At 41.1% G+C, this 26,793-nt stretch carries 22 protein-coding genes; 16 read left to right on the top strand and 6 right to left on the bottom strand.

From position 1 onward, the window contains the following. Window positions 1–54: 54 nt before the first annotated feature. From eno to POV27_RS15920, 5 genes are all read left to right on the top strand, one after another. Window positions 55–1,341, top strand: a complete 1,287-nt coding sequence (eno, locus tag POV27_RS15940; RefSeq protein WP_272863790.1) for a phosphopyruvate hydratase — start codon at window positions 55–57, stop codon at window positions 1,339–1,341. A gap of 240 nt (window positions 1,342–1,581) precedes the next feature. Beyond that, complete coding sequence (locus POV27_RS15935) at window positions 1,582–2,868, top strand: citrate synthase (protein WP_272863789.1); 1,287 nt, start codon at window positions 1,582–1,584, stop codon at window positions 2,866–2,868. A 222-nt stretch (window positions 2,869–3,090) separates the two neighbouring features. After that, window positions 3,091–4,110: a helix-turn-helix domain-containing protein gene (locus tag POV27_RS15930; protein ID WP_272863788.1), complete on the top strand. Its 1,020-nt coding sequence runs from the start codon at window positions 3,091–3,093 to the stop codon at window positions 4,108–4,110. 489 nt (window positions 4,111–4,599) lie between these two features. Beyond that, the gene (locus POV27_RS15925; RefSeq protein WP_272863787.1) at window positions 4,600–6,600 is read left to right on the top strand and encodes a serine hydrolase; all 2,001 of its coding nucleotides are present in this window, start codon (window positions 4,600–4,602) and stop codon (window positions 6,598–6,600) included. Between the two features lie 58 nt (window positions 6,601–6,658). Beyond that, entirely contained in the window at window positions 6,659–7,573 is a 915-nt protein-coding gene (locus tag POV27_RS15920; RefSeq protein WP_272863786.1) for a dimethylarginine dimethylaminohydrolase family protein, read from the top strand. Here POV27_RS15920 and POV27_RS15915 read toward each other — a convergent pair. The 6 genes from POV27_RS15915 to POV27_RS15890 all read right to left on the bottom strand — a co-directional run bounded on the left by POV27_RS15915 (window position 7,559) and on the right by POV27_RS15890 (window position 13,029). Continuing rightward, a complete protein-coding gene (locus POV27_RS15915) occupies window positions 7,559–8,104 on the bottom strand; it encodes a GNAT family N-acetyltransferase (protein WP_272863785.1) in 546 nt (181 codons plus the stop codon). The genes POV27_RS15920 and POV27_RS15915 overlap by 15 nt on opposite strands. Before the next feature lie 155 nt (window positions 8,105–8,259). Next, entirely contained in the window at window positions 8,260–8,730 is a 471-nt protein-coding gene (locus POV27_RS15910) for a hypothetical protein (protein ID WP_272863784.1), read from the bottom strand. 440 nt (window positions 8,731–9,170) lie between these two features. Continuing rightward, window positions 9,171–10,004, bottom strand: a complete 834-nt coding sequence (locus tag POV27_RS15905; protein WP_272863783.1) for a BsaWI family type II restriction enzyme — start codon at window positions 10,002–10,004, stop codon at window positions 9,171–9,173. 5 nt (window positions 10,005–10,009) lie between these two features. Further along, window positions 10,010–11,176, bottom strand: a complete 1,167-nt coding sequence (locus POV27_RS15900; protein ID WP_272863782.1) for a DNA cytosine methyltransferase — start codon at window positions 11,174–11,176, stop codon at window positions 10,010–10,012. A 246-nt stretch (window positions 11,177–11,422) separates the two neighbouring features. Then, on the bottom strand, window positions 11,423–11,923 hold the full coding sequence (locus POV27_RS15895; protein WP_272863781.1) for a HEPN domain-containing protein: 501 nt from the start codon (window positions 11,921–11,923) through the stop codon (window positions 11,423–11,425). A gap of 2 nt (window positions 11,924–11,925) precedes the next feature. Next, window positions 11,926–13,029: a DUF262 domain-containing protein gene (locus POV27_RS15890; protein ID WP_272863780.1), complete on the bottom strand. Its 1,104-nt coding sequence runs from the start codon at window positions 13,027–13,029 to the stop codon at window positions 11,926–11,928. A 331-nt stretch (window positions 13,030–13,360) separates the two neighbouring features. Here POV27_RS15890 and ctlX point away from each other — a divergent pair, with 331 nt between their 5' ends. The 11 genes from ctlX to POV27_RS15835 all read left to right on the top strand — a co-directional run bounded on the left by ctlX (window position 13,361) and on the right by POV27_RS15835 (window position 26,771). Beyond that, a complete protein-coding gene (ctlX, locus tag POV27_RS15885; RefSeq protein ID WP_272863779.1) occupies window positions 13,361–14,293 on the top strand; it encodes a citrulline utilization hydrolase CtlX in 933 nt (310 codons plus the stop codon). 311 nt (window positions 14,294–14,604) lie between these two features. After that, complete coding sequence (locus POV27_RS15880; protein ID WP_272863778.1) at window positions 14,605–16,839, top strand: tyrosinase family protein; 2,235 nt, start codon at window positions 14,605–14,607, stop codon at window positions 16,837–16,839. A 20-nt stretch (window positions 16,840–16,859) separates the two neighbouring features. After that, window positions 16,860–19,073 (top strand): LodA/GoxA family CTQ-dependent oxidase, encoded by a 2,214-nt coding sequence (locus tag POV27_RS15875; protein ID WP_272863777.1) that lies wholly within the window; start codon window positions 16,860–16,862, stop codon window positions 19,071–19,073. Window positions 19,074–19,078: 5 nt separating this feature from the next. After that, window positions 19,079–19,525 carry a hypothetical protein gene (locus POV27_RS15870; protein ID WP_272863776.1) on the top strand — a complete coding sequence of 149 codons (447 nt, stop codon included), beginning with the start codon at window positions 19,079–19,081 and terminating at the stop codon, window positions 19,523–19,525. Then, complete coding sequence (locus POV27_RS15865; protein WP_272863775.1) at window positions 19,522–20,712, top strand: NAD(P)/FAD-dependent oxidoreductase; 1,191 nt, start codon at window positions 19,522–19,524, stop codon at window positions 20,710–20,712. The genes POV27_RS15870 and POV27_RS15865 overlap by 4 nt, the downstream gene beginning before the upstream one ends. Beyond that, window positions 20,690–22,324, top strand: a complete 1,635-nt coding sequence (locus tag POV27_RS15860) for a hypothetical protein (protein WP_272863774.1) — start codon at window positions 20,690–20,692, stop codon at window positions 22,322–22,324. The genes POV27_RS15865 and POV27_RS15860 overlap by 23 nt, the downstream gene beginning before the upstream one ends. Before the next feature lie 155 nt (window positions 22,325–22,479). After that, a complete protein-coding gene (locus tag POV27_RS15855; protein WP_272863773.1) occupies window positions 22,480–22,926 on the top strand; it encodes a hypothetical protein in 447 nt (148 codons plus the stop codon). A gap of 21 nt (window positions 22,927–22,947) precedes the next feature. Then, entirely contained in the window at window positions 22,948–23,112 is a 165-nt protein-coding gene (locus POV27_RS15850) for a hypothetical protein (protein WP_272863772.1), read from the top strand. 258 nt (window positions 23,113–23,370) lie between these two features. Then, entirely contained in the window at window positions 23,371–25,599 is a 2,229-nt protein-coding gene (locus POV27_RS15845; protein ID WP_272863771.1) for a tetratricopeptide repeat-containing hybrid sensor histidine kinase/response regulator, read from the top strand. A 53-nt stretch (window positions 25,600–25,652) separates the two neighbouring features. Beyond that, window positions 25,653–26,036 carry an FEKKY domain-containing protein gene (locus POV27_RS15840; protein WP_272863770.1) on the top strand — a complete coding sequence of 128 codons (384 nt, stop codon included), beginning with the start codon at window positions 25,653–25,655 and terminating at the stop codon, window positions 26,034–26,036. Between the two features lie 51 nt (window positions 26,037–26,087). Beyond that, window positions 26,088–26,771, top strand: a complete 684-nt coding sequence (locus POV27_RS15835; RefSeq protein WP_272863769.1) for a hypothetical protein — start codon at window positions 26,088–26,090, stop codon at window positions 26,769–26,771. Window positions 26,772–26,793 lie beyond the last annotated feature (22 nt).

Below are 26,793 nucleotides of genomic sequence, written 5' to 3'. Positions count from 1 at the left end.
CCCGTTTTAAAAAGTACAATTTGTATCTTCACCCAACCAAATAAAACACAAATTATGAGCATTATTATCGACATCCATGCGAGGCAAATATTCGATTCACGAGGTAACCCTACTGTAGAAGTAGACGTCATTACCGAAAGCGGAGTGGTAGGAAGAGCCGCTGTTCCTTCAGGAGCCTCTACGGGTGAACACGAAGCCGTAGAATTACGCGATGGTGGAGACGATTATATGGGCAAAGGTGTATTGCAAGCCGTAGAAAACGTGAATGGAAAGATTGCCGGAACCCTTTTGGGCGTTTCTGTTTTTGAACAGGAAGGAATCGATAAGATCATGATCGATTTGGACGGTACCCCCAACAAATCGAAATTAGGAGCCAATGCCATTTTAGGAGTGTCTTTGGCAGTGGCCAAAGCTGCAGCTAATGAATTGGGAATCTCCTTGTTCCGTTATGTAGGTGGTGTGAGTGCTAAGACCTTACCCGTTCCTATGATGAACATTATTAATGGAGGCTCGCATAGTGATGCACCCATTGCTTTTCAGGAATTCATGGTGATGCCTGTTAAAGCGGAAAGTTTTACCCATGCAATGAAAATGGGATCCGAGATTTTCCACAACCTGAAGAAAGTATTGCACGATCGCGGTTTGAGTACCGCTGTAGGAGATGAAGGTGGATTCGCTCCCGAATTGGAAGGTACCGAAGATGCATTGGATACTATTGCCTTGGCTACCGAAAAAGCGGGTTATAAGTTGGGAGATGAAGTAATGATCGCGTTGGATTGTGCTGCTGCCGAATTCTACGTAGACGGGAAATACGATTACACAAAATTCGAAGGCGACAAGGGAATGGTACGTACCTCCCAAGAGCAAGCCGATTACTTGGCCGAATTGTCTGAAAAATACCCAATTATCTCTATTGAAGACGGTATGGACGAAAACGACTGGGAAGGCTGGAAATACCTAACCGATAAGGTAGGGGATAAAGTACAATTAGTAGGAGACGATTTGTTTGTAACCAATGTAGAGCGTTTGTCCCGTGGTATTAATGAGGGAATTGCCAATTCCATTCTAATCAAGGTGAACCAAATTGGAACCTTGTCTGAAACCATTGCCGCCGTAAATATGGCGCACAATGCAGGGTATACATCCGTTATGTCCCACCGAAGTGGAGAAACCGAAGACAATACCATTGCCGATCTTGCCGTGGCATTGAACACAGGACAGATTAAGACAGGTTCTGCGTCTCGAAGTGATCGTATGGCAAAATACAATCAGTTATTAAGAATTGAAGAAGAATTGCACGAAACGGCCTATTATCCGGGTAGAAGCGCATTCAAAATATAAGGGAATATACGTGAAAGTGAAATGCCTGTTCCTAGCTTTGGGGCAGGCATTTTTTCATGCCGTAAAATCTAGGGAAGCGGTTCATTTTCCTTTATTCATTAATTAAGGTTTTTTTAACCCAAGTTGAGTAATGAAATGTTAAAAAAATCGTCCAATTTTTCGTAATTTCGCAGTAAGCGCAAAGAGCTACTGCAAGTTTGTGCTAATCTTTTAAAATTCAACAAAAAATCAAATTAAACTATGTCGAAGAACGCGACCCTTGAAATCAACGGTGAGAAGTATGAATTCCCTATCATCGAAGGTACAGAAAATGAACTGGCCATCGATATCAAAACCCTTAGGGGGGGCACGGGAGGTGTGGTGACCATAGACCCTGGTTATAAGAATACGGGTTCGTGTGAGAGCGCCATTACCTTTTTGAATGGGGAAGAAGGAATTCTTCGTTACCGCGGGTATGCTATTGAAGACTTAGCCGAAAAGGCCGACTTTTTGGAAGTGGCCTATCTTTTGATTTTTGGTGAACTGCCCAACCAAGAGCAGTTACAGAAATTCCATTCGGATATTCGTGAGCAATCACATGTAGACGAGGATGTAAAAAAGATTTTGGATGGCTTTCCAAAAGCCGCCCACCCAATGGGAGTATTGTCCTCCCTTACGAGTGCTCTAATCGCTTTTAACCCTTCTTCCGTCAATGTAGACAGCGAAGAGGAAATGTACAATGCCATTGTGCGAATTATGGGTAAATTCCCAGTGTTAACTGCATGGGCGTATAGAAAAAGAGTGGGATTGCCGTTGGACTATGGAGATAACACACTTGGGTATGTAGATAATTTCTTGAAAATGATGTTCAAAAAACCCGATGGAGAATATTCTCCTAACAAAGTGGTGGTGGATGCGTTGGACAAATTATTGATTCTTCATGCCGATCATGAGCAAAACTGTTCTACTTCTACCGTACGTATCGTAGGATCTTCGCATGCAGGGTTGTTTGCTTCTATTTCTGCAGGGATCAATGCACTTTGGGGGCCATTACACGGTGGGGCCAACCAAGCAGTAATTGAAATGTTGGAAGGTATTAAGGAAGATGGGGGAGATACCAAAAAGTATATGGCCAAGGCCAAAGATAAGAGCGATCCATTCCGATTAATGGGTTTTGGGCACAGAGTGTATAAAAACTTTGATCCTAGGGCAAAGATCATTAAGGTAGCCGCCGATGACGTATTAAAGGATTTAGGGGTTGAAGATCCTGTATTGGATATTGCTAAGGGATTGGAAAAAGAAGCCTTGGAAGATCAGTACTTCGTAGACAGAAGATTATACCCAAATGTAGATTTCTATTCGGGGATCATCTATCGAGCAATGGGAATTCCGGTAGAGATGTTTACTGCCATGTTTGCATTGGGCCGTTTACCGGGTTGGATTGCCCAATGGAGAGAGATGCGTTTGCGCAAAGAACCCATTGGTCGTCCTCGACAAATTTACATTGGCGAAAACCTTCGCCCATTCAAGGATATCGATTTTAGATAATACGCTGTATATCAATAAATAAGACGCCCACATTGTTGGGCGTTTTTTTGTGCGTTTCTTTTCTTTTTTCTGCTATATTTGGGCGTGCCTAACCAATTTTTAAGCCTTACGTTACTACTACTTGTAGTTGTATCACTCGTATGGGGTGTACGCGCTTTGCTTCAATCCAAGCAAATGCATACTTCTATACGGTATTTGGCTTGGTACATGATTTTTGTCAGCATGGTTATTTTACAACTATGGATGGTGTTTATTAAGCCTACTTATTTTTATCCTTATCTCCTACTTACCTTCTTGCCGTATCAATTGTTACCGGGCCCTTTATTCCTGCTTTTTGCGATGCACTTTTTGGGATGGGAAGGGAAAATTCAAAAAAGAAAGTTTTGGCTATTCGTACCCTTTTGGATCTTTATGGTGGTGTACCTGTGGATGAAATTGGACGTGGTCATCAATGAGATTCCCTACAAAGTGGCGTATCATAAGTATTTTTCGGTTTTTAAGGTAGAGGAAGTCATTACACTGTCGTATGCGTTCATCTTGGCATTATGGTGTTATGGGATCGTTCGCAGTTTCGAACGGCAAAACAGAGATAAAAAATACGATCAGGTGGTTTCGCATACGGGATGGATAAAACGAGTATTAGGAATGGGGCTGGGTCTTTGCATTCTTTGGCTCATTTCCTTTCTCTTCGATGCAGTGAGCATCTACAATTGGGGAAATTACGCCTACCTGCCCACTTGGTTTGGTTTTTCAACTTTGATTATCTACATAGGCTACACGGGATTCCGACAAACCGATATTTTAAAAGAGCGCCATGCTTTGAACCAATTCAGTAAGAGTAAAACCTTCGATCCGGAATTTGCTCCTATGGAAAAAGAAGATCCAAGCACCTTAAAGCACTTTCAGAAGATTGAGGTGTTGATGCGTGTAGAGAAAAAGTATTTGAATCCACATTTGGATCTTCCACTACTGGCCGAAGAGATTTCCATAAGTCCAAATTACCTTTCCAAAGTAATTAATTCGCATGCGCATATGCACTTTAATGATTATTTGAATAGTTATCGAGTGGCCCATGCCAAGGAAATGTTGGAAACGGAAGCTTTTCGACAGTACGATATGCTTTCCATTGCCTTGGAGGCCGGTTTCAACTCCAAATCGGCATTTTATGCGGCTTTTAAGAAGCTTACAGGCCAAACACCGGGTTCATATCGATCGCAATGTGAGAAACACCATGAGTCCTGATTCTTACAATTTGTAAGTCTCAGCACTCATTTCCTATTTTCACTACCTACTTTTATCAAGCCAAATCACTAATCTAATAATAGATCTATGAAATCGTTACCCCCGCATTTCTTTTTAGATCGTCTAAACTGTTTTTGATACATGTGGAAAAGATGATCGGCGCCAAAGTAAAACACCAGTCGAATCATCCTAGGGGTGTATTGTAGGATGTAGCGATGGTATTAAAACAGCATACGATACCGATGATTACAGTGGGGAATTGAGGAGCATTTGGTAGACAACGTACATACAAAATGCTGATATGTTTCCTGAACCGAAATGCAATTAGGCATATAGTATGTAAGGCCTGTTAAAACATCCCCACTGTTTTAGCTCTTTACAAAAAGACAGGCTGACACTGGAGGCGGATTTTATCCGCCTCTTTTTTATGCCTTATTTTCATTGAAATGTTTTTAGTAAATTGTATATCAGTATTTTAAATCTGTCGTCATGGGGAGAAAATTTAAGGCGGAACCCATCTTTTTTAAGAAGGGAGATTCAGCATATAGAGAAATTGACTATGGTGAAGGTGCCGTAGATGGGCAACATATCATCTATTATTACGATAAGGAAAAACAGTATCAATCCGGGAAATACAAGGAGCTCAAGGCCAAAGGATATGCAATGGTTTGTAAATCGGTCTATGGAGAAGGAAACCGATTGCGATATGCGGGTGTATGGGTACAAAATAGTAAGATTAAATTCCTTTCTGTAACAAGAAAGGGAGTAGATGCCTATATAAAAACTGCAACTTCATATGATGGCAAAGGATACGAACCTTTTAGCATCAGTGTCTCAGGTTCAGATCCTAAAAATGCCATTTTTTCTGGCACTTTCCGGAAAAAGAAACCAGGTGCCCCGTCCAGTTATGCGGAGTATGTGGCAGTACGTCCTGGGGTGCAAAGTCAGTATCCTTCCATCGAGGAAGTGATAAAGACCGCTCGAAAAAACAAGTATATTCCTATAGATATTTGTCAGTACGGTTCCGAAAAGGCGCCTGTATATGCCTATATTATGGCACCTAATACCCAATCCTTGTTTTGGGAGTATGGCTTAACCGAAAACTATGACAATTTCAGAAATCGCCAAGAGGCCCATAACATTCACAAGGCGTACCCATCCATTGTTTGCAGAAGCATAGGGGATAAATTTTCCGCTGTATATACCAATGCATTTATGGGACCTTCAGAAACTTGGATGTGCCCTGATAAGGATACTTTACAAGCAAAAATTAATGATGCCGCTAGTAGAGGATTGTATCCTTTCAGAATACAGGCATACGACGATGGAAATACAGTACAATACGCTCTGATTCTACGAAAGCATTTTGACGAATTACCCCGAAAGTTTACTATGATGGGAACTGAGTATCCTTCCTTTAAAAAATGGGATGATGCTATGAAGAAAACCATGGAGGCTAACAATGTACATGCGGGCAGTTTGGCGGTAGTGTACAAAGGAAGGTTGGTGCATTGTAGGGGGTACACCAATGCTTCAGAAGACTATCCCGTTACCCAGCCTACCAGTCAATACCGAACTGCAAGCGTGTCCAAATTCATTACCGCCATGGCAATGCGGGTGATGGAAAAAGAAGGTTTGGATACCGACGATTTCCTGAAAAACTATATTCCCACCGAGAATTCGGAAAATCTGAATAGAGGATATGACGATATTAAGATCTCCCACGTAATCAATCAAACTTCAGGGTTTCATTGGGATCATGGAATTAGCGAAAAAATCGCAAGGAGTCTAAAGGTTAAGCTACCCATTTCCTTGGCCGAAAAAAGAAAATGGTGCCGTATGCGGCGTATGTTAAAGAATCATGTCCCAGGATCGAAACGTAGTTACAGCAATCTGGGATACACTTTATTAGGACAGTTGATAGAACAGGAAAGCGGAATGCCCTATGAGGATTTTGTGAAAAGCAAAATTCTGGAACCTTTAGGCGTCACTCGTCCCGATATTGGAAGAGCAGGGGGCGATCATGAAGGCGAAGTACAATATCAACCCGGCAATATAGAAATTGTGCAAAGTGCCTTTAGCTGGGACGATAGAATAACATCTCGGGCGTATGATGGCAGGAATTACTATCTCACTCTATCTAGTGGCGGTTGGGTGTTTTCCGCTCCCGATATGGCCAAAGTGTTGGCGAGTTTGCATTCTAATGTGATAAACCCTGTGCTCAATGCTACCGAAGTCGAGATATTTCTAAAGAATTCTGGTCTTAGAATATACAATGATGCCTATCGCAAGGATGGTTCTTCTTCCACCACCAATGCGATGGTATACCATAGAAGAACCGATGATATTTCGTATGTTATACTGTTAAACAGAGCGAAATCAGGTATAGGGTCCATCCACAATGAGCTAAAAAAATTGATTGGGAAGATGAACGTTAATGATTGGCCCCAATATGATCTCTTTCCAAATTATGGTATTCCCTCTTTTTAGAACTGAATGGTTGTCAATTTAAGGGCTAACTACCCAACATTCTTTTTTATATTTGCGCATGCTACAACTTAACGTCAACGATGAGGTATCCCGCCTACGTGCCGTAGTACTTGGTACGGCTGTAAGCAGTGGTCCAACCCCCAAACTAGAAGATGCGTACGACCCCAAAAGTGCAATGCACATACAATCAGGGACGTACCCCCAAGAAAAAGATATGATCTCCGAAATGGAAGCTGTCGCTACTGTATTTGCCAAATACGACGTAAAGGTATTCCGCCCAGAAATTATAGACGATTGTAATCAGATTTTTGCACGCGATATTGGGTTTGTAATCGAGGACAAGTTCGTTCGGGCCAATATTTTACCCGATAGGGAAGAGGAGATCAATGCGATTCAGTTTGTGATCGATCAAATGGATCCTGAAAAGGTAATTCAATTCCCCGAAGAAGCCCATGTGGAAGGCGGAGATGTTATGCCTTGGAACGAATACATTTTTGTGGGGACCTACTACGGAGATGACTATCCGGATTATATTACTGCCCGCACCAATATAAAGGCGGTGGAATGTCTTAAGGAGGCTTTTCCGAACAAAACCGTAAAACCCTTTAACCTTCGTAAATCCAACACTGTGGCACATGACAATGCCTTGCATTTGGATTGTTGTTTTCAACCCTTAGGGAAAGGAAAATGCATCATTCACAAAGAAGGCTTTTTAGAAGAGGACGAATACCAGTGGTTGGTCGATTATTTTGGGGAAGAGAACTGTTTTCACATTTCGAAGGAAGAGATGTTCGATATGAACAGCAATGTGTTTTCTATTGCTGAAGATGTAGTGATTTCCGAACAAAATTTCACCCGGTTAAATACATGGTTACGTGAGCAAGGATTTACCGTAGAAGAAGTTCCCTATGCTGAAATTGCCAAGCAAGAAGGGCTGTTGCGTTGTTCTACCTTACCGTTAATTCGAGACTAGTTCCTTTTCCATATAGAGCATTCCTTGAAGGTGTTCGTGAAGTCCGGGGAGTACCAATTTTCGGGTGCCAAATACTTCGTATCCCATTTTTTCATAGAAGCGAATGGCTTGGGTTTGAGTGTCCATGACTTCCAAGCGGATGGAAGCAGCTTGTATGGTTTTGGCCTGTTCTTCTACCCATATAAAAACCGTTTTTCCCACGCCTTTACCATGCGTATTCGGATGTAGGTAGATACGATGTAATTTTACCGAATCTTCCGCGCCCTCTCCGGGCCAAGAAGAATGGGTTATGTATCGCAGAATCCCTGAGGTAGCGTCATTAAAATCCACAAAAAAGTAGTGCGTATGAGCTTCTTTCAGTTCCTTTTGAAGATTTTCTTTTGAATATTGATTGTCGAGGTACCATTTCCCGTCGTCTTCCCAAAGGTGGTGGTAAGCCGGAGGATAGATTTCCTGCATGAGGTCTGCCAGTTTTGAATGATCCTCAAGTGTTATTGGCCGAAGTGAAATTTCTGAAGTAATCTGGTACAAGGCATCTTTTTTTGATACCTAAAGATATGGATAAAAAAGACCCGAAATGAACATAGAATACACCATTCCTAAAGCTGAAACCCCCTTATGGATTTAGTAAGAACGGTCATCCAATGAGGGAGCACATTTCGGGCCTTAATCAAACAAAAGCATTATTAGAATCGGTAACCTATCCCGAAGGTGAAGTTGGAAAGTGTTCCAAAATCCCCATCGAAGGAGGCAAAGCGTGCCGAGGCATCTAAAGAATCGGTAATTCCGTAGCGACCCACGAATCGATATATGAGGGCACCGTCTATATTTTCTTCCAAGGAAATACCATAGCCTACGTCGGCACCTAGTGATAAGGCATCGACTACGGTAATATCACCAGAAACAACAAGGGGCGCATACTTAAAGTCGTTGAATTCTTCCTTACCCGAGAATACGGTAATACCGGCACTGGCTCCTACATTAATGTTATCGGTAACGGCCCAGTCATGGTCTACTTCCAGATTGGCCACGAAGGAAGCAAATTCGCCCTCATCCCCAGCGGGAAATCCCCCATTGAGTCCAATACGGAAGCCCCCTTGCGAAAAGGCCACGGTAGTACATAGAAAAGCGATTGCAATAAAAAAGGTTGATTTCATAAGTTCTATTGGTTATAGTTTCCTATACATCGATAGAAGTGGGGAATGTCATCATAATTGCCTTTCGCCAATTATCGCTTCCATAATGAGAGTTTTTACTATAAACGATGGTAGGTAGTATATTCGTTTACCCTCTTAATTTAATAAACGGTTTTGGTCATGGTTATTTCAACGAAATCGATCAATACTCAAGAATTAATGGAAAAAGACGATTTTGTTTTCGGTTTTGTGTAGGAGAAAAGCCATTTTTTTGAAGTTGGTAATTATTTTGATGAGCAATCCAGTTCTTATTTAAAGAACTTTGCATAACATAGTTTTAGCTTAACTGAGTACTTTACAAGGGCCCTGGTGATTTGGAGAGGTAGGTGCTAGATTGAAGAAATTAATAAAGCTCCACGGAGTCTAATTTGACAAAGAGAAAATTTGTAAATCTAATCTAGTTAAGGTCTCCAGCTGTAATCTAACCATTGTCTGTGGTTAATCCAATATTCTGAACTAGTTACACAATCTTTAACAAAAGATTCCATATTTATATCAATGGCTTTAATGCGATCGTTTTCAATATCAGAATTTGTCAATATGTACATTCCATGCCAACCATTTATTTTAAATTCGGGGCTATTACCATTCACCATATTTTTAAATTTTGGTAATCTCATGAAGTCGCCATCCAAGACAATTGCAAAAGAAACAAAAAATGCTTTCATTGCATTGATAGAGGGCTCTCTGTCCCTTGTAACCCTGTCCCTAATAGAAGTTTTTGATTGAATGCATCCAAAAATTAGGAATCCTTCTTCTCTTTCTATTGCAAGATAAAGATCAAAAATACTTGTACTAATTTGTTCATTTAACCAACTTATATCGCGAACCTCATTAATAATGTTGTCGTTATGTAACTCATAACTTAGTTCTTTTTGCAGTAAAATCTTAATACCATGGTTGCTTAAATGCAAATTCCCAATATCTCTAATCATTTCTTCAAATGCATGTCCACTAGATTTTTTCCAACTGTTATCAGCTGATATTACCTTCTTAATTATTTCCTGATCAATAATACCTGAGAAATTATTAACATGAGAAAGATAAATGGTTTTCCAGATATCTGAAGGTTCCACCTTTGGAAACGATTTCATTGCATTAATTGAAGCTGTTTTTATTGCTTTTTTCTGTGCAAATTTCCGTTTATCCTCAGATTTTTTCAGTTCGGAACTTTCATACTCTAGATTAAAAATCCTTTTATATTCATTAACACAATATTTCTTAAAGTTTAGCATGGTGATTAATTGAGTAATTTTTTAATTACTAAACCCCAATGATAGGCTAATAAAGGAGGGACTGCATCTCCTATTTGTTCATATTTATCTTGGGTTTCATACATGTGGGGGCATATGAATGGACCGCCTACGAATTGATAATTATCAGGGAAACTTTGAAGACGAGCAACCTCCCTAACGGTTAATGCCCTATTCAATTTAGGGTGAACTAACTCATCTAGACAATGAGAGGTGACAGTTTTGCTCACTTCATTAAATTTAAGCCTCTTATTTCTTTGTATATACCATTTCTTAGGAAGTATTTTCTTTTGTTGTAGTTCCTTAATATACTCCTCCGGATATTTGAAGAATAGGTCTCTTAGGTTTTCTCCAGGTTCCAACAATTCAAACCTTTTAATTGTAGGTTCTCTGTGCTTAGGAGCAACATGATAGGTTAATTTCGTGTTAGTTCCTTCTCCTAATTTCCAGAAATTATTATTCTTTAATAATTTGGTATATATATTCTCACCGCCGTTATACCTATGTTTTTCTACTTTATCATTAGCTAATATTTTAGGTAGTCCCTGAAAGGCATCCTTAACAGTTGTAATGCCATTATGTTTAGCAATGGGAATTGATAATTCTAACCCCTCTTCATTTGTAGCTATAATAAAATATCTTTCTCTTTTTTGAGGGACCAGAAAGTCGTTAGCTTTTAACGTCGTTTGAATGTAATATTTATAACCGTTTGTAGAGAGTTCATCCAATAAATCTTCAATTATTAACCTATCTCCACCTTTTTCCACTTTTTTGCTTAGTATCCCAGGTACATTTTCAAATAATATAATTTTAGCATCGACAATTTTTGCAATCCGAATAGCTTCTGAATACAGTTGTTGACGAAAATCATATGAACTTCTTGAAGTAGCTCCAGCCGTACTAAAGGTCTCACATGGCATTCCTGAGGTAAGTACATCAATTTTATCCGCATATTTCGATTTTATATCTTCTTTAGTAACCTGACGAATGTCCTTGTGGATAATTTCCACTTCCGGATGATTAAAACTATATGTATCTACACAACTTTCTACTTTCTCTATTGCAATTTTGGTCGAAATTCCGGCGGCCTTAAATCCTGTACAAATTCCTCCTGGACCTGAAAAACAATCAATGTGGGTAATTTCTGTCGCCATTAAGTCAATCAATAATTTATTTAAATAACCTTGGTTCTGGGGGTATAAGATCAATTAAGCGAAGTTACCGATTTAGTGCTTAATTTTTGAAGCTGATTGAAATGGTTTTTCAACAATTAGTGTTGAGTTCTCGGTATAACTGAAATATCCTTTTGAATTAAATTGTTTTGGATAGATTTCATCACAATATGAAAATTATAAGATTACGAGAATTACCGTTTTTTTGTCAAGTTTCTTCAAAGCTGACTAGAAACTCCTTAGCTTTTGATCGATTTTTTCTAAAATTGGACCAATTTTATTAAAATCTCCAATTGTTCTGGAAGGTGCATTATAAGTTCTTGTAGTTCCTTTAAGGTGAGTGTGAGCAGCTGAATTCCTGCTATCCTTTATGTTTGCTAGATATCCTTTAAGTAGTGTGATTTTCCCGGTTCTTTCCAGTTCCCTCTCTAATTTCTCAACTTCAATTAAGCCAATTGTACTTATTAACATAGGCCTTATATTTCTATTGTATTGAAAGCCATAATTGGGTTTGACAATATTCTTTCTACAGTAATCCTTATTAGAAGAATCATTTAATTTCCGATTTGCGTGCTTAATTACAATATCATCCACGGTTTCTTCTATCCAACCGCATAACTCAATAAGTGCTAATTTTGAGAAATAAATTGCCTTCTTTTGACTTTGTGAATTATTATATAGCTTATTCAACTCTTCTAGAGTATTCCTGATATATGATTTAGCTATCATAATTATCCAAATATCTCAATTGATTTATCCAAGCGATTAAGAACCCTTTCCTTTTGAGCAAGTCCCTCCTTAAGATTTTCAACCGAGAATAGTTCATGATTTCTAAGTGCCGTATAGTAACTATGCAAATCATTATGCTCCTTTTTCTCTAAATCATCGATATTGTATGCAACACCAACGAACAAAGCTTCTGTAGTCGCCTTACTTAATTTAGGGAGGGGTGAAGAATTCAGAATTTTTCTGTAAATAAGGTCGATAGTCCTTTTAAAAATATTATCAAATTTCGCTAAATTTTCTTCACTTGCATTTTGGAATTTGTCCATGAATTCATTAAGAAATCTAGCAAGTTGACCTGAATAATTTTCCTTGTTAAAAGTAAATGACAGGAATCTTAATACCATTTCTTCATTCGAGAAACGATCAATTTTTTCAGGATTAACATTGAACAATTTAATATAGTTTTCATATTCAACGGACATTTTTAGCAAAGTGTTAAATGTACCATTGAAAATACAATTTCGAATTTCCTGATTTGAGAGTTTACTACCACCCGTATTTAGCCTATGAAATATTGTAAAAAGGTAGTGCATATGACTTTTCTTTGAATAGTCGCATCGAAGAACTGTAATAGGTAATACGGTATTTTGCACTTTATCAAATAGATCTTTATACTTTGACTTTATTGTTATATTAGTTTTACCCGATATTCGAGTGTCAATATCGGATAAGCGTGATAGCTTCCATTCATTCGTTGGTTCAACATCAAGAAACTTAATAATACTTGCTATTCTCTGCAAACCATCTATTACAAATCTTTCCTGTGTTTTGTAGTCTAAACTGATACACAGACTCGGTATTGGTAGTTGTTTTACTAATGAGTCTATTAGTCTTGTTTGCATTGTGTTTGACCATACAATTTCCCTTTGGAAATCTGGCTGAATATCTAACTGATTGTCATTGTACATCCTTAATAGGTCCGCACAAGACCTTAATTCATTAAACGCCACTATATCGTTAGGAGGTACTTCATTGAAATCATCCGTTTCTTCTTGTATTTCCTCAAGCTTCTCTAATTCTTCATCTAATTCTAAATGTTCATTTGACATAATAAACAATTATATATTTGGTTTAACAATCTCTTTAATTGGTATGAAGTTAAATGCTTTAACTGGAGCAAACATTTTATCTATTAAAGAAAGTTCGTTTACTTATCCATATTTGCTATCACAAATTACGACCAAATTCTCTATGTTTCATTGCGGTTTTCCCGCAATCTCACCCAACGACAAAATTATTTTCAAAAAGCCTTCATTGGTAAAATAATTGTCAAGATGTTGAGTGTTTTTACGGATTCATAGAATAGGATAATATTGAGTATCATCTTTATTTTTTTATGCCGCATTTCTATTACTTTTGTACCGCTTTAATACCCCATATATGCGACAAATCACCAATACCATCCTTATGATCCGTCCGGTGGCCTTCCGTATGAACGAAGAAACCGCTGTGAACAACTACTTTCAGGAAGAACTCGACCTTAAAAATGGAGAGGTCAATACCCAGGCACAGAATGAGTTCGATGTCTTTGTACGAAAACTTCGTGATGTAGGCGTAAACGTGATCGTAGAAAATGATGTATTGGAAGACGATACCCCCGATTCCATCTTTCCTAATAACTGGGTAAGTTTTCACCGAAATGGAACTGTTGGATTATATCCCATGTTTGCTGAAAATCGCCGTCGTGAGCGTCGCGAAAGCACCATTAACCGACTGGAGGCAGAAGGCTTCAAGATCGAGAATATTGTTGATTATACAGCTGCAGAGGAAGAAGATGTCTTCCTAGAAGGAACAGGGAGTATTTTAATGGACCGTGTGAACCAAAAGGCCTATTGTGCCCTATCCCCACGTGCCCATGAATCCCTATTCATAGAATTTTGCGAAGATTTTGAATGCGATCCTGTCGTTTTTACTGCCAACCAAACGGTGAAAGGACAACGTTTGCCTATCTATCATACCAACGTAATGATGGCCTTGGCCGAAAACTTCGCGGTGATCTGTTTGGACACGATCGATGACAAACACGAAAGGAAAAATGTACTGAAACATTTAAAGGAGAATGGCAAAGAAGTAGTAAACATTACCGAAGCTCAAATGCACCAATTTGCAGGGAATATGCTACAAGTCCGTGGTGCCGAAGGCAAGAAGTACATGGTTATGAGTTTGGCCGCTCATAAAAGTCTTACCCCAGAACAAGTTGCCCAAATAGAAAAGCACTGCGAAATCTTGAGCAGCGACCTCGAAACCATCGAAACCTGTGGTGGTGGAAGTGCCCGTTGCATGATGGCTGAGGTGTTTCTTCCGAAGGCATAAGGAAGTAGGCGGCCGAGTGATTTTCGTTTGGCACCAAACGAAAATTGTATCGAGGTCCCGTGGTTTTGAATTCGAACCACTAATTCTGTTTTTCGATTCCTCTGATGATAGGGTTCTCGATACAATTTTAGATTTTGAGGAACTCAAAAATCTATAATCACTCGAACACCGTGAGACCTAATTTTACCCCAAAATAGGACGCTCTTCTTAAGGTCATTACGGTCTTTCCATACACATATTAAGTATTTCTACGTATTGAGTTAGCAAGCGTTTGTCGGTAGCTTTGGTAGGCAAATTCAAACTAACCAATTATGTCTGCCAGAAAAAAGAGAGTTTCCCTCTACGATCAGGTAAAAAACACCCTTAATGAGATTCAAGGAAGTACCGTTCCCAGTTATCAGGGATTGCATGCTTTTTGGTTGGATCCCGAGGTGTTTCTAAATGCGTCCCTATACGGACAGCGACTCATAGCTCCCGATCCGAACGAAAGTTCTGGAAGCGGTTCCCACGGTGCTACGTCCAACGGCGGTAGTTGCTGTGGAGGCGGTGCCAAACCCGCTGCGGATTCCGCTAACGATGAAAACCCAGTAACCAACCCTGCCGTAGCAGCGGTTATGCAACCCCCTACCGAAACCTTTATTGGCGATTGCTGGCCTTCCGGTGGAAGTGGTGGCGGAAGCGGTGGTGGAGGTTCCACTAATCAACGAAGTGCTGCATCGGCCATTATTATCGGATTGAAAGGGCAATACCCTTTCGATGGAAGTATATTTCCACCCCTTCTTTGGGATACCGATAAGAAAGCCACGACCCAGCAAATAGAACTGATTGCAGGTTGGATCGATGCGGGATGCCCACTTACTATAGCCGAAGAGGACGATGCTCATTCAGGAGCCAAAAGCTTGGTCGAAGTAAGAAACGACATGCTGGCCCTGGCCCATGGTGAAAAATTGCATAAAGCATCCGATGCCAAGACCAATCATACCACCAAAAAAAGCAAAGCACTTCATATTCGGAAAGAGATAAGTAACCTCACTCCCGAGGAGTTGAAAACCTATCGCGATGCCCTAAGTTGTATGTACACCTACAACGACTTTTGGCAAGACGAACGCAGTTTCGATTTCTGGGCAAGGATTCACACGAATTCCTGTCAGCACGGTTGGGAACAGTTTGGCCCTTGGCACAGACTGTACCTGTATTTCTTCGAGCAGAAGCTTCAGGATTATGACGATAGCATTACCATACCGTATTGGTCATGGTCGGAGTATGCCGATGCCAACAAAACGACATTCAACAATACCCAATACGATTTAGGGGTATTGCCCGACGCCGTAGGCTGTTTTTTAACTGCAGAGGGATTGATCACGCTAAAAGAAGCGAAAGGAGCCAATGGAAAAAGTCTGTACAGTGCTTCTCAAATTTCCAAATTGGAGAGCATTCAGAAAAAGGGAACCATCTATAACAGTGGATTGCGTTTCCTGAAAGCTGCTGGCATACCTTACGAAATCATAAATAATAATGGGGAGGCTGCATGGGCAGAAAAAGTGCGTACGGTCTACAACGTGCTTCGCAAGGACAATGCCCTGTGGTTCCCTAATCGATGGCCAGGTGCCATGGGGAACCCAACGACCTATCCCACCAAAGCGGATATTAAAAACCTGTTATCGCTCGAAACTTGGAGTGACTTCGGGGGAGGACCTTCCTACGATCACCATTTTGGTTCTTTGGAAAAAGTGCATAACGGAATGCATAACTTCTCTGGAGGGACCAATCCTAACTACCCAGCGAACAATAAGAAATGGGAAAAGATTTATGCCGATTTGGGTCTAACGCCCGATATGCAAAGTCAAGAAAATCCGCAGTACGGTTGGATGACCGATAACCGGGTAACGGCTTTCGATCCTTTGTTCTGGTCGCACCATTCTAACGTAGATCGAATATGGGCTAAATGGCAGGAATTGCACAACGGACAGCCAGAAGAACTGAATGGAGTACTTGCTCCATGGAGTATGACAGTAGGGGATGCCATGAGCATCAAAAAATTGGGATACAAATACGTACGTCACTATGTACACCATCAAGTATCGACCGATTTCGGACTGGTGAAATTTAACAGTGAAAAGATCAAGGTGTCCAAAAGCACCCTTGAGCATCACAAAAAACTGGAAATTAAGATTCACCGTGTACAGCGGGGCAATCTGCCTAATGCGTCCATTCGGGTATTTTTGAACGATCCGAATGCCAATATCGATACGCCTACGCAAGGCAACGAGCACTTTGTGGAAGAAGTTTCCTTATTCCACGGATCCTGTTATGGAGGCCCTGGGCATTGTAATCTGCCTTTGGATAAAACCCGATTGAACGATCACAGAAATATTCACCACCACGAACCGCGTAACTACATCATAGATGCCACGAAAACGGCTCAGAAACTACTGAACGATGGAGCCAAAGACTTAACGGTTCAATTGGTGACCGTGGGAATACACGGGAAACCAATAGACAACGCGGTATTCATAGAAGGCGTTTCACTCAACTTTTTAGACTAACCATTTCAACGACCAAGACAATGAGCAAAGCATATACAACATTCAAAATACATCCGGGTATCGGATTTGCCCGATTGGGAAATACCGAGGATGACTTTTATCTATGTCCTGAGCAATTGGGTGAGCTACCCATTGCATGTAACGAATTGGGACAGGAAAAAGTAGACGCCAACGGAAATCTGGTACGGGTTTCCCAATTTAAGGACAGTAATGACCTTTCTAAAATAAAGAAACAAGCAGCACGCTTTAAGATATTTGCGTACTCTGATAAAGAGGACGAAGTAGGTGAAGAGATCAAAATCGGGGGAACCTATGATTTCATTTATGAAACCGCGGTAACGGCACCCACCATTGTAAAAGGGAAAGTAACCGATATCGATTGGACGGTACATTTGGCCAATAAGAAGGCCTCTTGGTACGAGTTTCAGGAAACCAATGGAATGCACGGGTACGAGCCCAGTCATCCCCTTCGGAATCCGGAGGTGACCCAACCCGATTTACGCAGGCAATTGATCATAGATCCAGGCCCGCTTACCGTTAGTTTGAAGCACAGTCGCGGTGAATTCGCCAAGTTCGGTACCGATTCCAAAAAGCGGGATACTAGTAAATTTCAAAAGGTTTCCTATCCGCAGACCTTTCCACCATCGGACATAAAACCGAATCCCATAGATACCTTGGGAAGCCTCATCGTAAATGAGCAAGACAAGCACTGTCGTCTGATTGTGCTCGGCGGAAATGGAAACTCAGGATCTACAAAAACTCCGGTGATCTCCAATTTCGTGAACAACAATGGTTGGTTCGACGATATTTCTGATGGTCCAGTAACGGCGACCATACAATTTAGTTTTAAGCAAAAGCAGTACGACGGGAAGAAAGAGAAAATGGTTACGATTAACTCTTCCATGGACGTGCAAGTACCTGCGTGGGTGGTCGTGGGCTATCCACGGTATGCACCACAAATGCAAGATATGATTACCATGGATGAAAAGATGTACGACCTATTTGTACGGAAGTTCGCCTACGATCCGCAGGTATTTGGGGTAGCGCCTTACGATAAAGCAAGCAATAGCCCTCAAACGGAGGCCGAGTGGGAAACTTGGCGCAATGATGCGGATTATAACCCAGATTACTATCCAAAATTCTATAAGGAAATCTGGACCATGCTGCACCGACCCGATTCGTACCGATATAGTTATGATTTCGACTATTTCGCTGGTTCCGATCCGCACAATCGCGGTACGGGAGGGAATTTAGACGAGAATGCCCTGTCTCAAGTTCCGAAGAACGGGGAAGATCCGTATTTCAGAATGCGACAGTTCATTTATATGATTATGCGTCAAACCGATGAGAGGAATGACTATGTAGTTACAAATGACGACTGGCCTACCAATGCCAAGCCACGACTCATGCCTATGTTGTGCGGGAACAATCCTTTGAGCAATGTTTCGCCAGACAAGTTCCTTTCCATGACCGAAACCCAATTGTTTTTCCTGAAACAATGGATGAAAGGAAAATTTGTGAACGAATGTGAGGAATGGAATGACGGTGATAAGAATTGTAAAAACCCTTGGGCGAATCCCCCGACAACGGGTGTTGGAATTGACCGTGGGGTTCTGAGCAATATCTTGGGTGGAGCATTCTGCCCAGGAGGGGAAATCTCCTGGATCGTAAACAATCCGGCCATATATTCGGAACCGTATCGTATAAAGCATGCGACCTATTTAGCGGGTGCCTTAAGCATCCCGAAACCCATAGCCGACATTGACGGATCTAATGCGCCTAATCTGGCCGAAGGAATGGAACCGGGAGATATGACCAAGTTTATTGGGATTCCATGGCAAGCCGATTTCCATGAGTGTACTACTCAGGATTTGGATGTAACCTACAGAGGTTGGAACAACATTTATTTGGATTCCGATGGCGATCCGGCACAACAAGATATTGCCTATGACATTCCTTGGTGGCCTGCTCATAGACCTATTGTTGTGAGCGAAGGGCCTAATTCTCCTCAAGTGTATTGGGCCTCTGGAATTCCGGCAAATAATGCGGGAGACTTGCAGATGGTTGAAGCTTGGAAGGATTTAGGCTTTCTACTGGCTACAGGCGAAGGAATTCACAAAGCCTTCTATCAACAAGAGCGTAATAATGACGCCCTAGGGGATCCTGTAACTCCGGGCGATAGAGTATTGGGACAGTCTATTGGAAAGTCGACCCAAGAAACCAATAACAACTAATCATTATGGAAAATATACAAACAGGCGTGCCTCCTATATTAACCGGCACATGGACCTATAGAAGTTTTTTAAGCAATCCCGATGTCAATGCTGATTTCGACTCGTTGGAATTCGGTCGTGGGAACATTCAAATCAATGAAGCACCCATGCAAACCCTAGATGGTAAAATCTATGGCCCGGGATGGGAATTGGAATTGAAAGGTTCCATTGGGTATGGAAATCCATTTACTCTTCAGTTTCAAGGAAAAGGATTGGTAGGCGGTGCCGAATGGATCTACAATTATCTGGGGTACTATGTGCCCGAATGGATGAATGGATTGGATCAACGTCCCGCCCTAGTAGGTAGTATCGTACGCGCGATACCCCACCCTACGGGACCCAATGGAAAATCTACCGCTCCGGCTGGAGTGGTGGCCCAATGGATCGCAGTGAAACAAGATAGCCCAGAATGAATTTGAAGCATAACACATACGATGTCCTGATTCTTGGGGGCGGTATTGCAGCCTGTTCGGCCGCCATCGCCCTTAAGAACAATGCGCCAGATCTTAAGGTATTGCTTGTAGAGCGAAAACCCAGGGTTAAGCGCGGCAAGGATGCGCTTCGTATTGGGGAATCCCTTTCGGCCCATTCGTTCCGATACCTTCAGGAATTGGGAGTATGGGACGCCTTCCAAAAAGAAGGTTTCGATCATTCCTTCGGTACTTCGGCGGCTTGGGGAAATTCGCAAATGCATCACAATGAATTCCTTTTCTCTCCTTTTGGATACGGTTGGAATTTGGATCGTGCAGCTTTCGATGACTTTATGATCCGTGAGGCCATAGAACGAGAGGTGGACATAACCTTCAAGACGTATTTGAAAAGTTCTAAGGAAGTGGATGAAGGATGGGAAGTGCAGCTTCAAAAAGGAGATCATAGAGAGACCCTTCAAACAAAATTTATCATTGATGCTACCGGGAAAAAAGCAGCCTTTGCGAGCGCTCAGGGAGCGACGAAACACAAGGTTGATAATCTGGTTGGTGTCTTTCGCTTTTATGAATTCCCGTTAGGTCATGCAAAAACCAGTCAAGGGATTTTGATTGAATCGGATGAGAAGGGCTGGTGGTACAGTACCCATCTTTCTAAAGGGCGGTTTTTGGTAGCGTATATGACAGATGCAGATATGGCCAGAAATCACAATTTGAAAGAAGATATCGTATTCGAAGAGCATATAAACGTGACCCGCCATACCTGTCTGCGCCTCTTTGGAGCCAAGCCTTTGGGCAGTGTGGCTTTGGGCGCAGCACACAGTCAATATCTAGAACCTATGGCAAGCCGTAATTGGTTGGCCGTTGGGGATGCCGTAATGAGCTATGATCCTTTGTCATCTCTTGGGATGTTCAAAGGGCTTTCTTCTGGTCTTTTTGGTGCGTATGCGGTCATGGATGTATTGAAAGGTGTATCCGGAGGTATTCAGAAATACGAAAGACTTATGCATTCCCAATGGACGTCCTATTCAGAAAAGCGAACGTCCTACTACAACGAAGAAACAAGATTTCCAGAAAGTCCCTTTTGGCAAAGAAGGGCTTCTGTATTGCAAGATGATACCATAAATAATCAACTACATAAACCAAACCATCATGAAACATCTATTGCCATCTAGCGGCATTACTTTATTGAAAAAACTAGGAGCCTTTGCTTTATGCACGGCCCTCGCGGTATTTCTCTTTGCGGCTTGCGAAGACAAAGGGGGTACGGCATCTAATGGAGGCTATGACAAAGTTCCAGAGCCTATTCATTTTACGTATAACATTCCTGTGGATGTAGATCCTGCCATTCAGCAGAAACTGAAGTCGCAGGGAGATATCTATCAATTAAATCAAGTGTTCAACAAATACAGTTGGGAAGCTTTTGTGGCCATACAATGGCCTAGAAATGGGGAAGGAAATCCTATGCCTAACTTCACGGACGACGGAACCCCAACATGGTTGGGATGGAAAGAAGCCTTTCAGGTATATCGTGCCGATGGAAGGAAACCCGCGCCTTGGGGAAGTCCAAGAACGGCTTCGGGATTAAACTTACCTACTAATGTCCTTTCCGATTCGGATTCACGAGTTATTTTGTCTTCTAACACGCCTACACACCCGGGTAATTTCAATATTGCCGATGAGGTAGATCAGGCGTTTGCTGGGCAATTATTCGATCAGAATGGAAATGTGGTCGTGTATGAGGTTTTGATGAACGAAGTAGAATTCGATTACATCATGGGCAAGTCCTTGTACAACATTAACGGACAGCTTAATTATTCGAAAAAGAACGATTCTTTGGCCAATTTCCCAAAGGGGAACTACGAAAAGGATTCTTTAGGAGCAGTGGAGATTAAATTCGCTTGGAAGATTTTGGAAGATACCGATTTCAAAGAGCGTTATTTCACAGATCAAGGATACATCATTGGGCCAGATAGTACATTGGTTCCAAAGACCTTGGGAATGATTGGGATGCACATCAGCCAGAAAACCCCAACCGGAAAGCAATGGGTATGGTCTACTTTCGAACACGTTGATAATCTGGACCAAAATGTAATTGAAAAAGACGGAAAGACGATGCTTATTCCACCGACCTTACGAGATCCCAACTGTGATATTTGCCCTGCCAATGTGGACGTAACTCATAATTCGCGCTACTACTACAAAGAAGATGAGCATGGGCCTTACTGGTTGGTACGTACACAAATTCCAAATACAACCGATAGTACGGATGCAAAGTACTACGCAAGTAGCAATGTGATGAAAACACAGGCCATGCGTATGCTACCGATTCCTGTTCGCGTGGAGCAAATAAACAAGACCATGCAAGAGTACTTTAAGTCGGTAGGAAGTGTTTGGCAGTATTATGAATTGATTGACACACAATATCCATTGAATCAGGACGTGCCTCCAGCACCTAATTTATCCAGCAATTATATCCTGCCAGAATCGGTGACCAACAAACCAGGAGGGGACCCTAATATTCCTTTAATGACGAATATGACGATGGAAACCTTTTTCCAAAAAGGAAACCAAGCAGCGGGTAATCTTATTGAAAATGGGAGTGCTAAAGGGGAGCCGAGAACCATTTACGGAACAGAAAGCTGTATGGGATGTCACTCCAGTGCTGGAATTTATAGCTATGTAAACGATAAAGGGCCACAGACTTCGGGACAGTTGTCTGGAGACTTTAGTTGGCTGCTTCAGAAAGCACAATGGAACCAGGATTCCATTCCGAATAATAACTAAGTATGAAAGAAAAGGGGATGTTTAACACCTAGACTATTTGTAAAACTGAGCTTGTCGAGTGTCATCCTGAGCTTGTCGAAGGATGGTTTAGAAAAGTCGAGCACAAACTTCGACATGCTCAGTTTGACGAGTTAAACATCCTTTTAAATAATAGTATGAACACACAGAAAAAAGGCATAGCGTGCGATTGTGGGTGCGGTTCCGAAAATGAATCGAAGCCCAAGAAGACGAGAAAGACAAACCTCCTGAATATCGTAACAGGGGTATTGTTCTTTTTGTTTCCCAAATGTCCCATTTGCTGGGCGGCCTATGCTTCTTTTTTCAGTTTTCTGGGATTGGAAAATGTTTCCTATCGCTCGGAATGGAAATATGTGATTCTTGGTATTTTCATTTTGGGAAGTGCGGTTTTGCTCTGGAAGCACTATAAGAACAAGTCCTGGATTAATATTACCATCTACACCTTAGGAATTGTCCTGCTCATGACCACCTACTATCTGAATTTGAGTCAGACATGGTGGGTCTACACTATTGCGGCTCTTATGTTGTTGAGCAATTTAAAATTTCCGAAAAGGGAAAGTCGTTTCGGTGTGCGTACTTTTTAAAACCTTTTGTATTTTCGAACTATGAAAATACTTCGTTTCGTACTTATGTTAGGAGGTCTTGCCCTAGTTGCTTGGGGTATCGTTGATTATGTAGACGATGATCCCGAGAATTCGCAGGCCCTGGCTAAGATTTTACTGGGAGCTTCTGCATTTGTCATGGCTTTTTTGGCAAAGTCCAGAAGGTAGTTGCAACTTCAAAAATTAACAACTACTACAACTCAGGAATTAGGAAAGGGTTGTGAAAGTGTCAAGTTTATTGCCTTGTAAAAGGGGCTAATAGCTAAGCGAAAGAAAAAACTTTAAATGGGTCTCCTTGCCTTAATTCATTGCGTTTGCGTCATATTTTCCTATTGTTAAATTTATGGAACGTTAAGAAAACAGTAAGTGGCTAATTGTGAGGTTGTATAGGCAATTGGGTATATTCCGCTACCCAAAAAACATACTGTGAGAACAAACCTACTCTTCACTATCTGCCTGTCCTTTTTCCTTTTTGGTTATGGTCAGGAAAAAAATGATCCTGTTAAAGCGAAACAGGAACGCGCCTTAAAGAAACTGGCAGATTCTTCTTTTGTTGCCAATTTCAACGGTGATTACGATCGGGCGGTAAGGAGCAACCTTGCCCTGCTCAAACTAGCCAAGGAATTCAATAATATGTATTATTTGCACAAAGGGTACAGCATTCTGGGATATAACTACCTTACCCAACGGGATACCCTTAAGGCAAAAGAGAGTTTCAAGAAATCAGAAGAATATGCCGCGTTGTCCAAAAACGATACCGCTACAGGAAGAACCTATTTGGATATCGCCAATTTCTATGCCGCACATTCGGCATACCTAAATGGCAGTTTTAAATACTTTGACAAAGCCATTATGCTTTTTGATAAGGTGCAGGATTCTACAAGTCTGGCGATGGCCCACTACTACACCATTGTAGCTGCTATGAAAGCCGAAAACTACAACAAAGCCTATCACCATATCATGAAGATAAGTGATTATATGGGGCATATAGAAGACAATAGCTTCTGTCAGATAAGTGTGCACAGTCAGATGGCCGATTACTATACCCGAAAGGGCAACTACGCTATGGCAGATAAATGCTATGCTATGGTCATAGAGGATTCCAAGAAGAATGAATTTTGGAAGCAATTAGAGGATACCTATGCCAATTACAGTAAGAGTCTCTACGAACAAGGTAGATTAAGGGAGGCTTACAAGGCCCAACAGGAGTACATAGTCTATTTCAAGAAAAATGAAGAATTGCTTAGATCGGAGGAGAATAAAGCACTTGCGGCCCGATTCGAATTAGAGAAATACAAGAAGGAAGCTTTGGATGCCAAAAGCGAAAAAGAGTATTTAAATCAGATAGCCCGAAGCGAAAGTCAACGAAATATGTGGCTCATGGTTTTGACTGTAGCTTTAGTAGGAGTATTTATTTACTTGCTGAAAGTATTGCGAAAACGGAAGCAATTGGTATTACGACTAAAAGAGAAGAACGTTAAATACGCAGAAGCTAGGAAGAATGCCGAGTTGTTGTCTAAAGCCAAAAGTAAGTTCCTGTCTACGGTAAGTCACGAATTGCGAACGCCACTCTATGGGGTTGTTGGGATTAGTTCCATTCTTATGGAAGACAAAGCCTTAACGCATCAGAGGGAAAATCTTAAGTCCCTGAAGTTTTCGGCCGATTATCTCATGGCGCTCATTAATGATGTGCTGAATATTAATAAGATAGATACCGTAGATCAAGATGTGAGAACCACTTTCTGTGTTCGGCAATTACTGGAAACCATGATCTCTTCTTTTGAATACAAGAGGATACAGAATGGGAATAAAGTCCATTTGGAGATTCATGAAGATACTCCAGATCTCGTTGCGGGGAATGATGCCCAATTGTCGCAAGTGCTCATGAATATTCTTGGGAATGCGTATAAGTTTACTAAGGATGGAGATATATTCGTTCGCGTAAAACCATTGAATAAGATGGCGCATAGCCTAGATGTTCAGTTCACGGTTGAAGATACCGGAATCGGGATTGCCAAAGACAAATTAGCGCTTATATTCGATGAGTTTGCTCAGGTATCCGAAGCGGAGATCAATAGTCAAGGTACAGGTTTAGGACTTTCCATAGTGAAAAAACTACTGGAAAAATCGAATGCCGAAGTGGTGGTAGAAAGTGAATTGGGCAAGGGCTCCAGTTTTAGTTTTGTACTTCCCTTTGTGTTAATTCAACAAAAAGTGACCGAAGCCTTCGAAGCTCCTATCTCCTTTACCGATACTTCCGTGTTAAAGGATAAAAGTATTCTTATCGTAGATGACAATGCGATTAATCGCGTGGTTACCCAAAAGATCTTAGAAAAGGAAAACACGGTCTGCGATCAGGCCGTAAATGGTGAGGAAGCGGTACAAAAAGTGAGCAAGCGCTACTACGACTTGGTTTTAATGGATGTAAACATGCCGGTAAAGGATGGTATACAAGCAACGCGCGAAATTAGGGAATTCGACAAGTTCATTCCCATCATAGCCCTTACCGCAGTAGACCTAAAAGAAATGACCGGTCAGATCCTAAATTCAGGCATGAACGATATCGTACTAAAGCCTTATAACGTATCAGATTTTCACAAAACACTCGTCGATAATCTCTTAATACGGAATAAGCAATTGGAGATATCTGCCTAAGGGATTTAGGTTGCTGTAAATATTTTATATTTGGTTTTAGAACCAAGGTGATTATGACAAAAGTGAAAGTAATTGGATGGACCATTTTATTTCTTGTTTTCATGCTTCTAAACCTTGGAATCTTTGGACGATACAACTACTACACGGCAAAATTCGACATCCTTAGAAACAGCCCAAAGTTAGTTGTGGTAGGCCTTCCCATACTAGCGGGTGAGGATTCCCATACCCTTACCAAGAAGTATGGATTTCAACATTCCTTCTACGGCTGTGTCGTTGGAAATCCGGTAGAAATGGAATTAATCGATGCTTATAATGCTGAGATAGAAAAACATTTGAATCGAATTAATGGAGAAGGATGGAAGGAAGACTATAAGGGAGAACGGGATTCGTTATTTAAAATAAAATATAGTAAATTAACAACCTCGAATTCGCAATAATGTATTCCGAATTTACAATGAATCTAACAACTAAATTGCCCCACCAAACTTATGAAAAACACATGCCTGCTGCTTGCAATCTTCGCTTTTGCACTTACTTACGGACAGAAAATTGAAAAAGGATCACTATGGAGAACAAAAGGAGTTTATGATACTTCTGGAAACTTCATAGAGCGAGCCAAAATTCAAAGTTTTCTATGTGCTTCGAAATCAGATCAAATTTATAGACTTAGGACCCAGGATAAGTTGAACAACGAAACCGGGGAAACCAAGATTTTTGTGTACCGTGATACCCTAAACCTCGAACTGATCGAAGAAAAATCATTCAAAATAAGCGAGAAAGAGGTACTTACAGTCCATTCTAAAGACTCCATCACCATTCAGTTTAATGAGTACGTCTTTCCCTATGTGAAATTGTCTACCAAACGCAATAAGGTTGACGTCGAAAAATTTAAGACGGCATTGATGGAAGCCCCGGTAACCGTATCGGTAGAGGGTGTAGAGGAATATCAATACACCTACCAAGAGAACGGAATGTCCAAGATAAAACCCATAAAAGAGGATTCTGGATGGGAATCGGAATACAAAGTGATCGATTTCAACGGCTTTACGATACTTCAGGGAATTGTCTCAGCTCCCAAGTTGATTACTAGAATGAAAAAGAAAAAAATTGAATTCTTGGAAATTGATTATCGCTTCGACAATAAAGAAGGAGCATTCAGTTGGATACCCTAGTTTAACGTATCGAATACATATT

The sequence above is a fragment of the Aureisphaera galaxeae genome, assembly GCF_028561275.1.
GTDB lineage: Bacteria > Bacteroidota > Bacteroidia > Flavobacteriales > Flavobacteriaceae > Aureisphaera > Aureisphaera galaxeae.
Note: the sequence above shows the minus strand (reverse complement) of the source record. Positions and strands in the feature narration are given on the sequence as shown.

Excerpts from the sequence above, each read along its gene's own strand:
- eno (WP_272863790.1), top strand. The coding sequence starts at position 55 with ATGAGCATTATTATCGACATCCATGCGAGGCAAATATTCGATTCACGA.
- POV27_RS15935 (WP_272863789.1), top strand. The coding sequence starts at position 1,582 with ATGTCGAAGAACGCGACCCTTGAAATCAACGGTGAGAAGTATGAATTC.
- POV27_RS15930 (WP_272863788.1), top strand. The coding sequence starts at position 3,091 with ATGGTTATTTTACAACTATGGATGGTGTTTATTAAGCCTACTTATTTT.
- POV27_RS15925 (WP_272863787.1), top strand. The coding sequence starts at position 4,600 with ATGGGGAGAAAATTTAAGGCGGAACCCATCTTTTTTAAGAAGGGAGAT.
- POV27_RS15920 (WP_272863786.1), top strand. The coding sequence starts at position 6,659 with ATGCTACAACTTAACGTCAACGATGAGGTATCCCGCCTACGTGCCGTA.
- POV27_RS15910 (WP_272863784.1), bottom strand. The coding sequence starts at position 8,730 with ATGAAATCAACCTTTTTTATTGCAATCGCTTTTCTATGTACTACCGTG.
- POV27_RS15905 (WP_272863783.1), bottom strand. The coding sequence starts at position 10,004 with ATGCTAAACTTTAAGAAATATTGTGTTAATGAATATAAAAGGATTTTT.
- POV27_RS15900 (WP_272863782.1), bottom strand. The coding sequence starts at position 11,176 with ATGGCGACAGAAATTACCCACATTGATTGTTTTTCAGGTCCAGGAGGA.
- POV27_RS15895 (WP_272863781.1), bottom strand. The coding sequence starts at position 11,923 with ATGATAGCTAAATCATATATCAGGAATACTCTAGAAGAGTTGAATAAG.
- POV27_RS15890 (WP_272863780.1), bottom strand. The coding sequence starts at position 13,029 with ATGTCAAATGAACATTTAGAATTAGATGAAGAATTAGAGAAGCTTGAG.
- ctlX (WP_272863779.1), top strand. The coding sequence starts at position 13,361 with ATGCGACAAATCACCAATACCATCCTTATGATCCGTCCGGTGGCCTTC.
- POV27_RS15880 (WP_272863778.1), top strand. The coding sequence starts at position 14,605 with ATGTCTGCCAGAAAAAAGAGAGTTTCCCTCTACGATCAGGTAAAAAAC.
- POV27_RS15875 (WP_272863777.1), top strand. The coding sequence starts at position 16,860 with ATGAGCAAAGCATATACAACATTCAAAATACATCCGGGTATCGGATTT.
- POV27_RS15870 (WP_272863776.1), top strand. The coding sequence starts at position 19,079 with ATGGAAAATATACAAACAGGCGTGCCTCCTATATTAACCGGCACATGG.
- POV27_RS15865 (WP_272863775.1), top strand. The coding sequence starts at position 19,522 with ATGAATTTGAAGCATAACACATACGATGTCCTGATTCTTGGGGGCGGT.
- POV27_RS15860 (WP_272863774.1), top strand. The coding sequence starts at position 20,690 with ATGAAACATCTATTGCCATCTAGCGGCATTACTTTATTGAAAAAACTA.
- POV27_RS15855 (WP_272863773.1), top strand. The coding sequence starts at position 22,480 with ATGAACACACAGAAAAAAGGCATAGCGTGCGATTGTGGGTGCGGTTCC.
- POV27_RS15850 (WP_272863772.1), top strand. The coding sequence starts at position 22,948 with ATGAAAATACTTCGTTTCGTACTTATGTTAGGAGGTCTTGCCCTAGTT.
- POV27_RS15840 (WP_272863770.1), top strand. The coding sequence starts at position 25,653 with ATGACAAAAGTGAAAGTAATTGGATGGACCATTTTATTTCTTGTTTTC.
- POV27_RS15835 (WP_272863769.1), top strand. The coding sequence starts at position 26,088 with ATGAAAAACACATGCCTGCTGCTTGCAATCTTCGCTTTTGCACTTACT.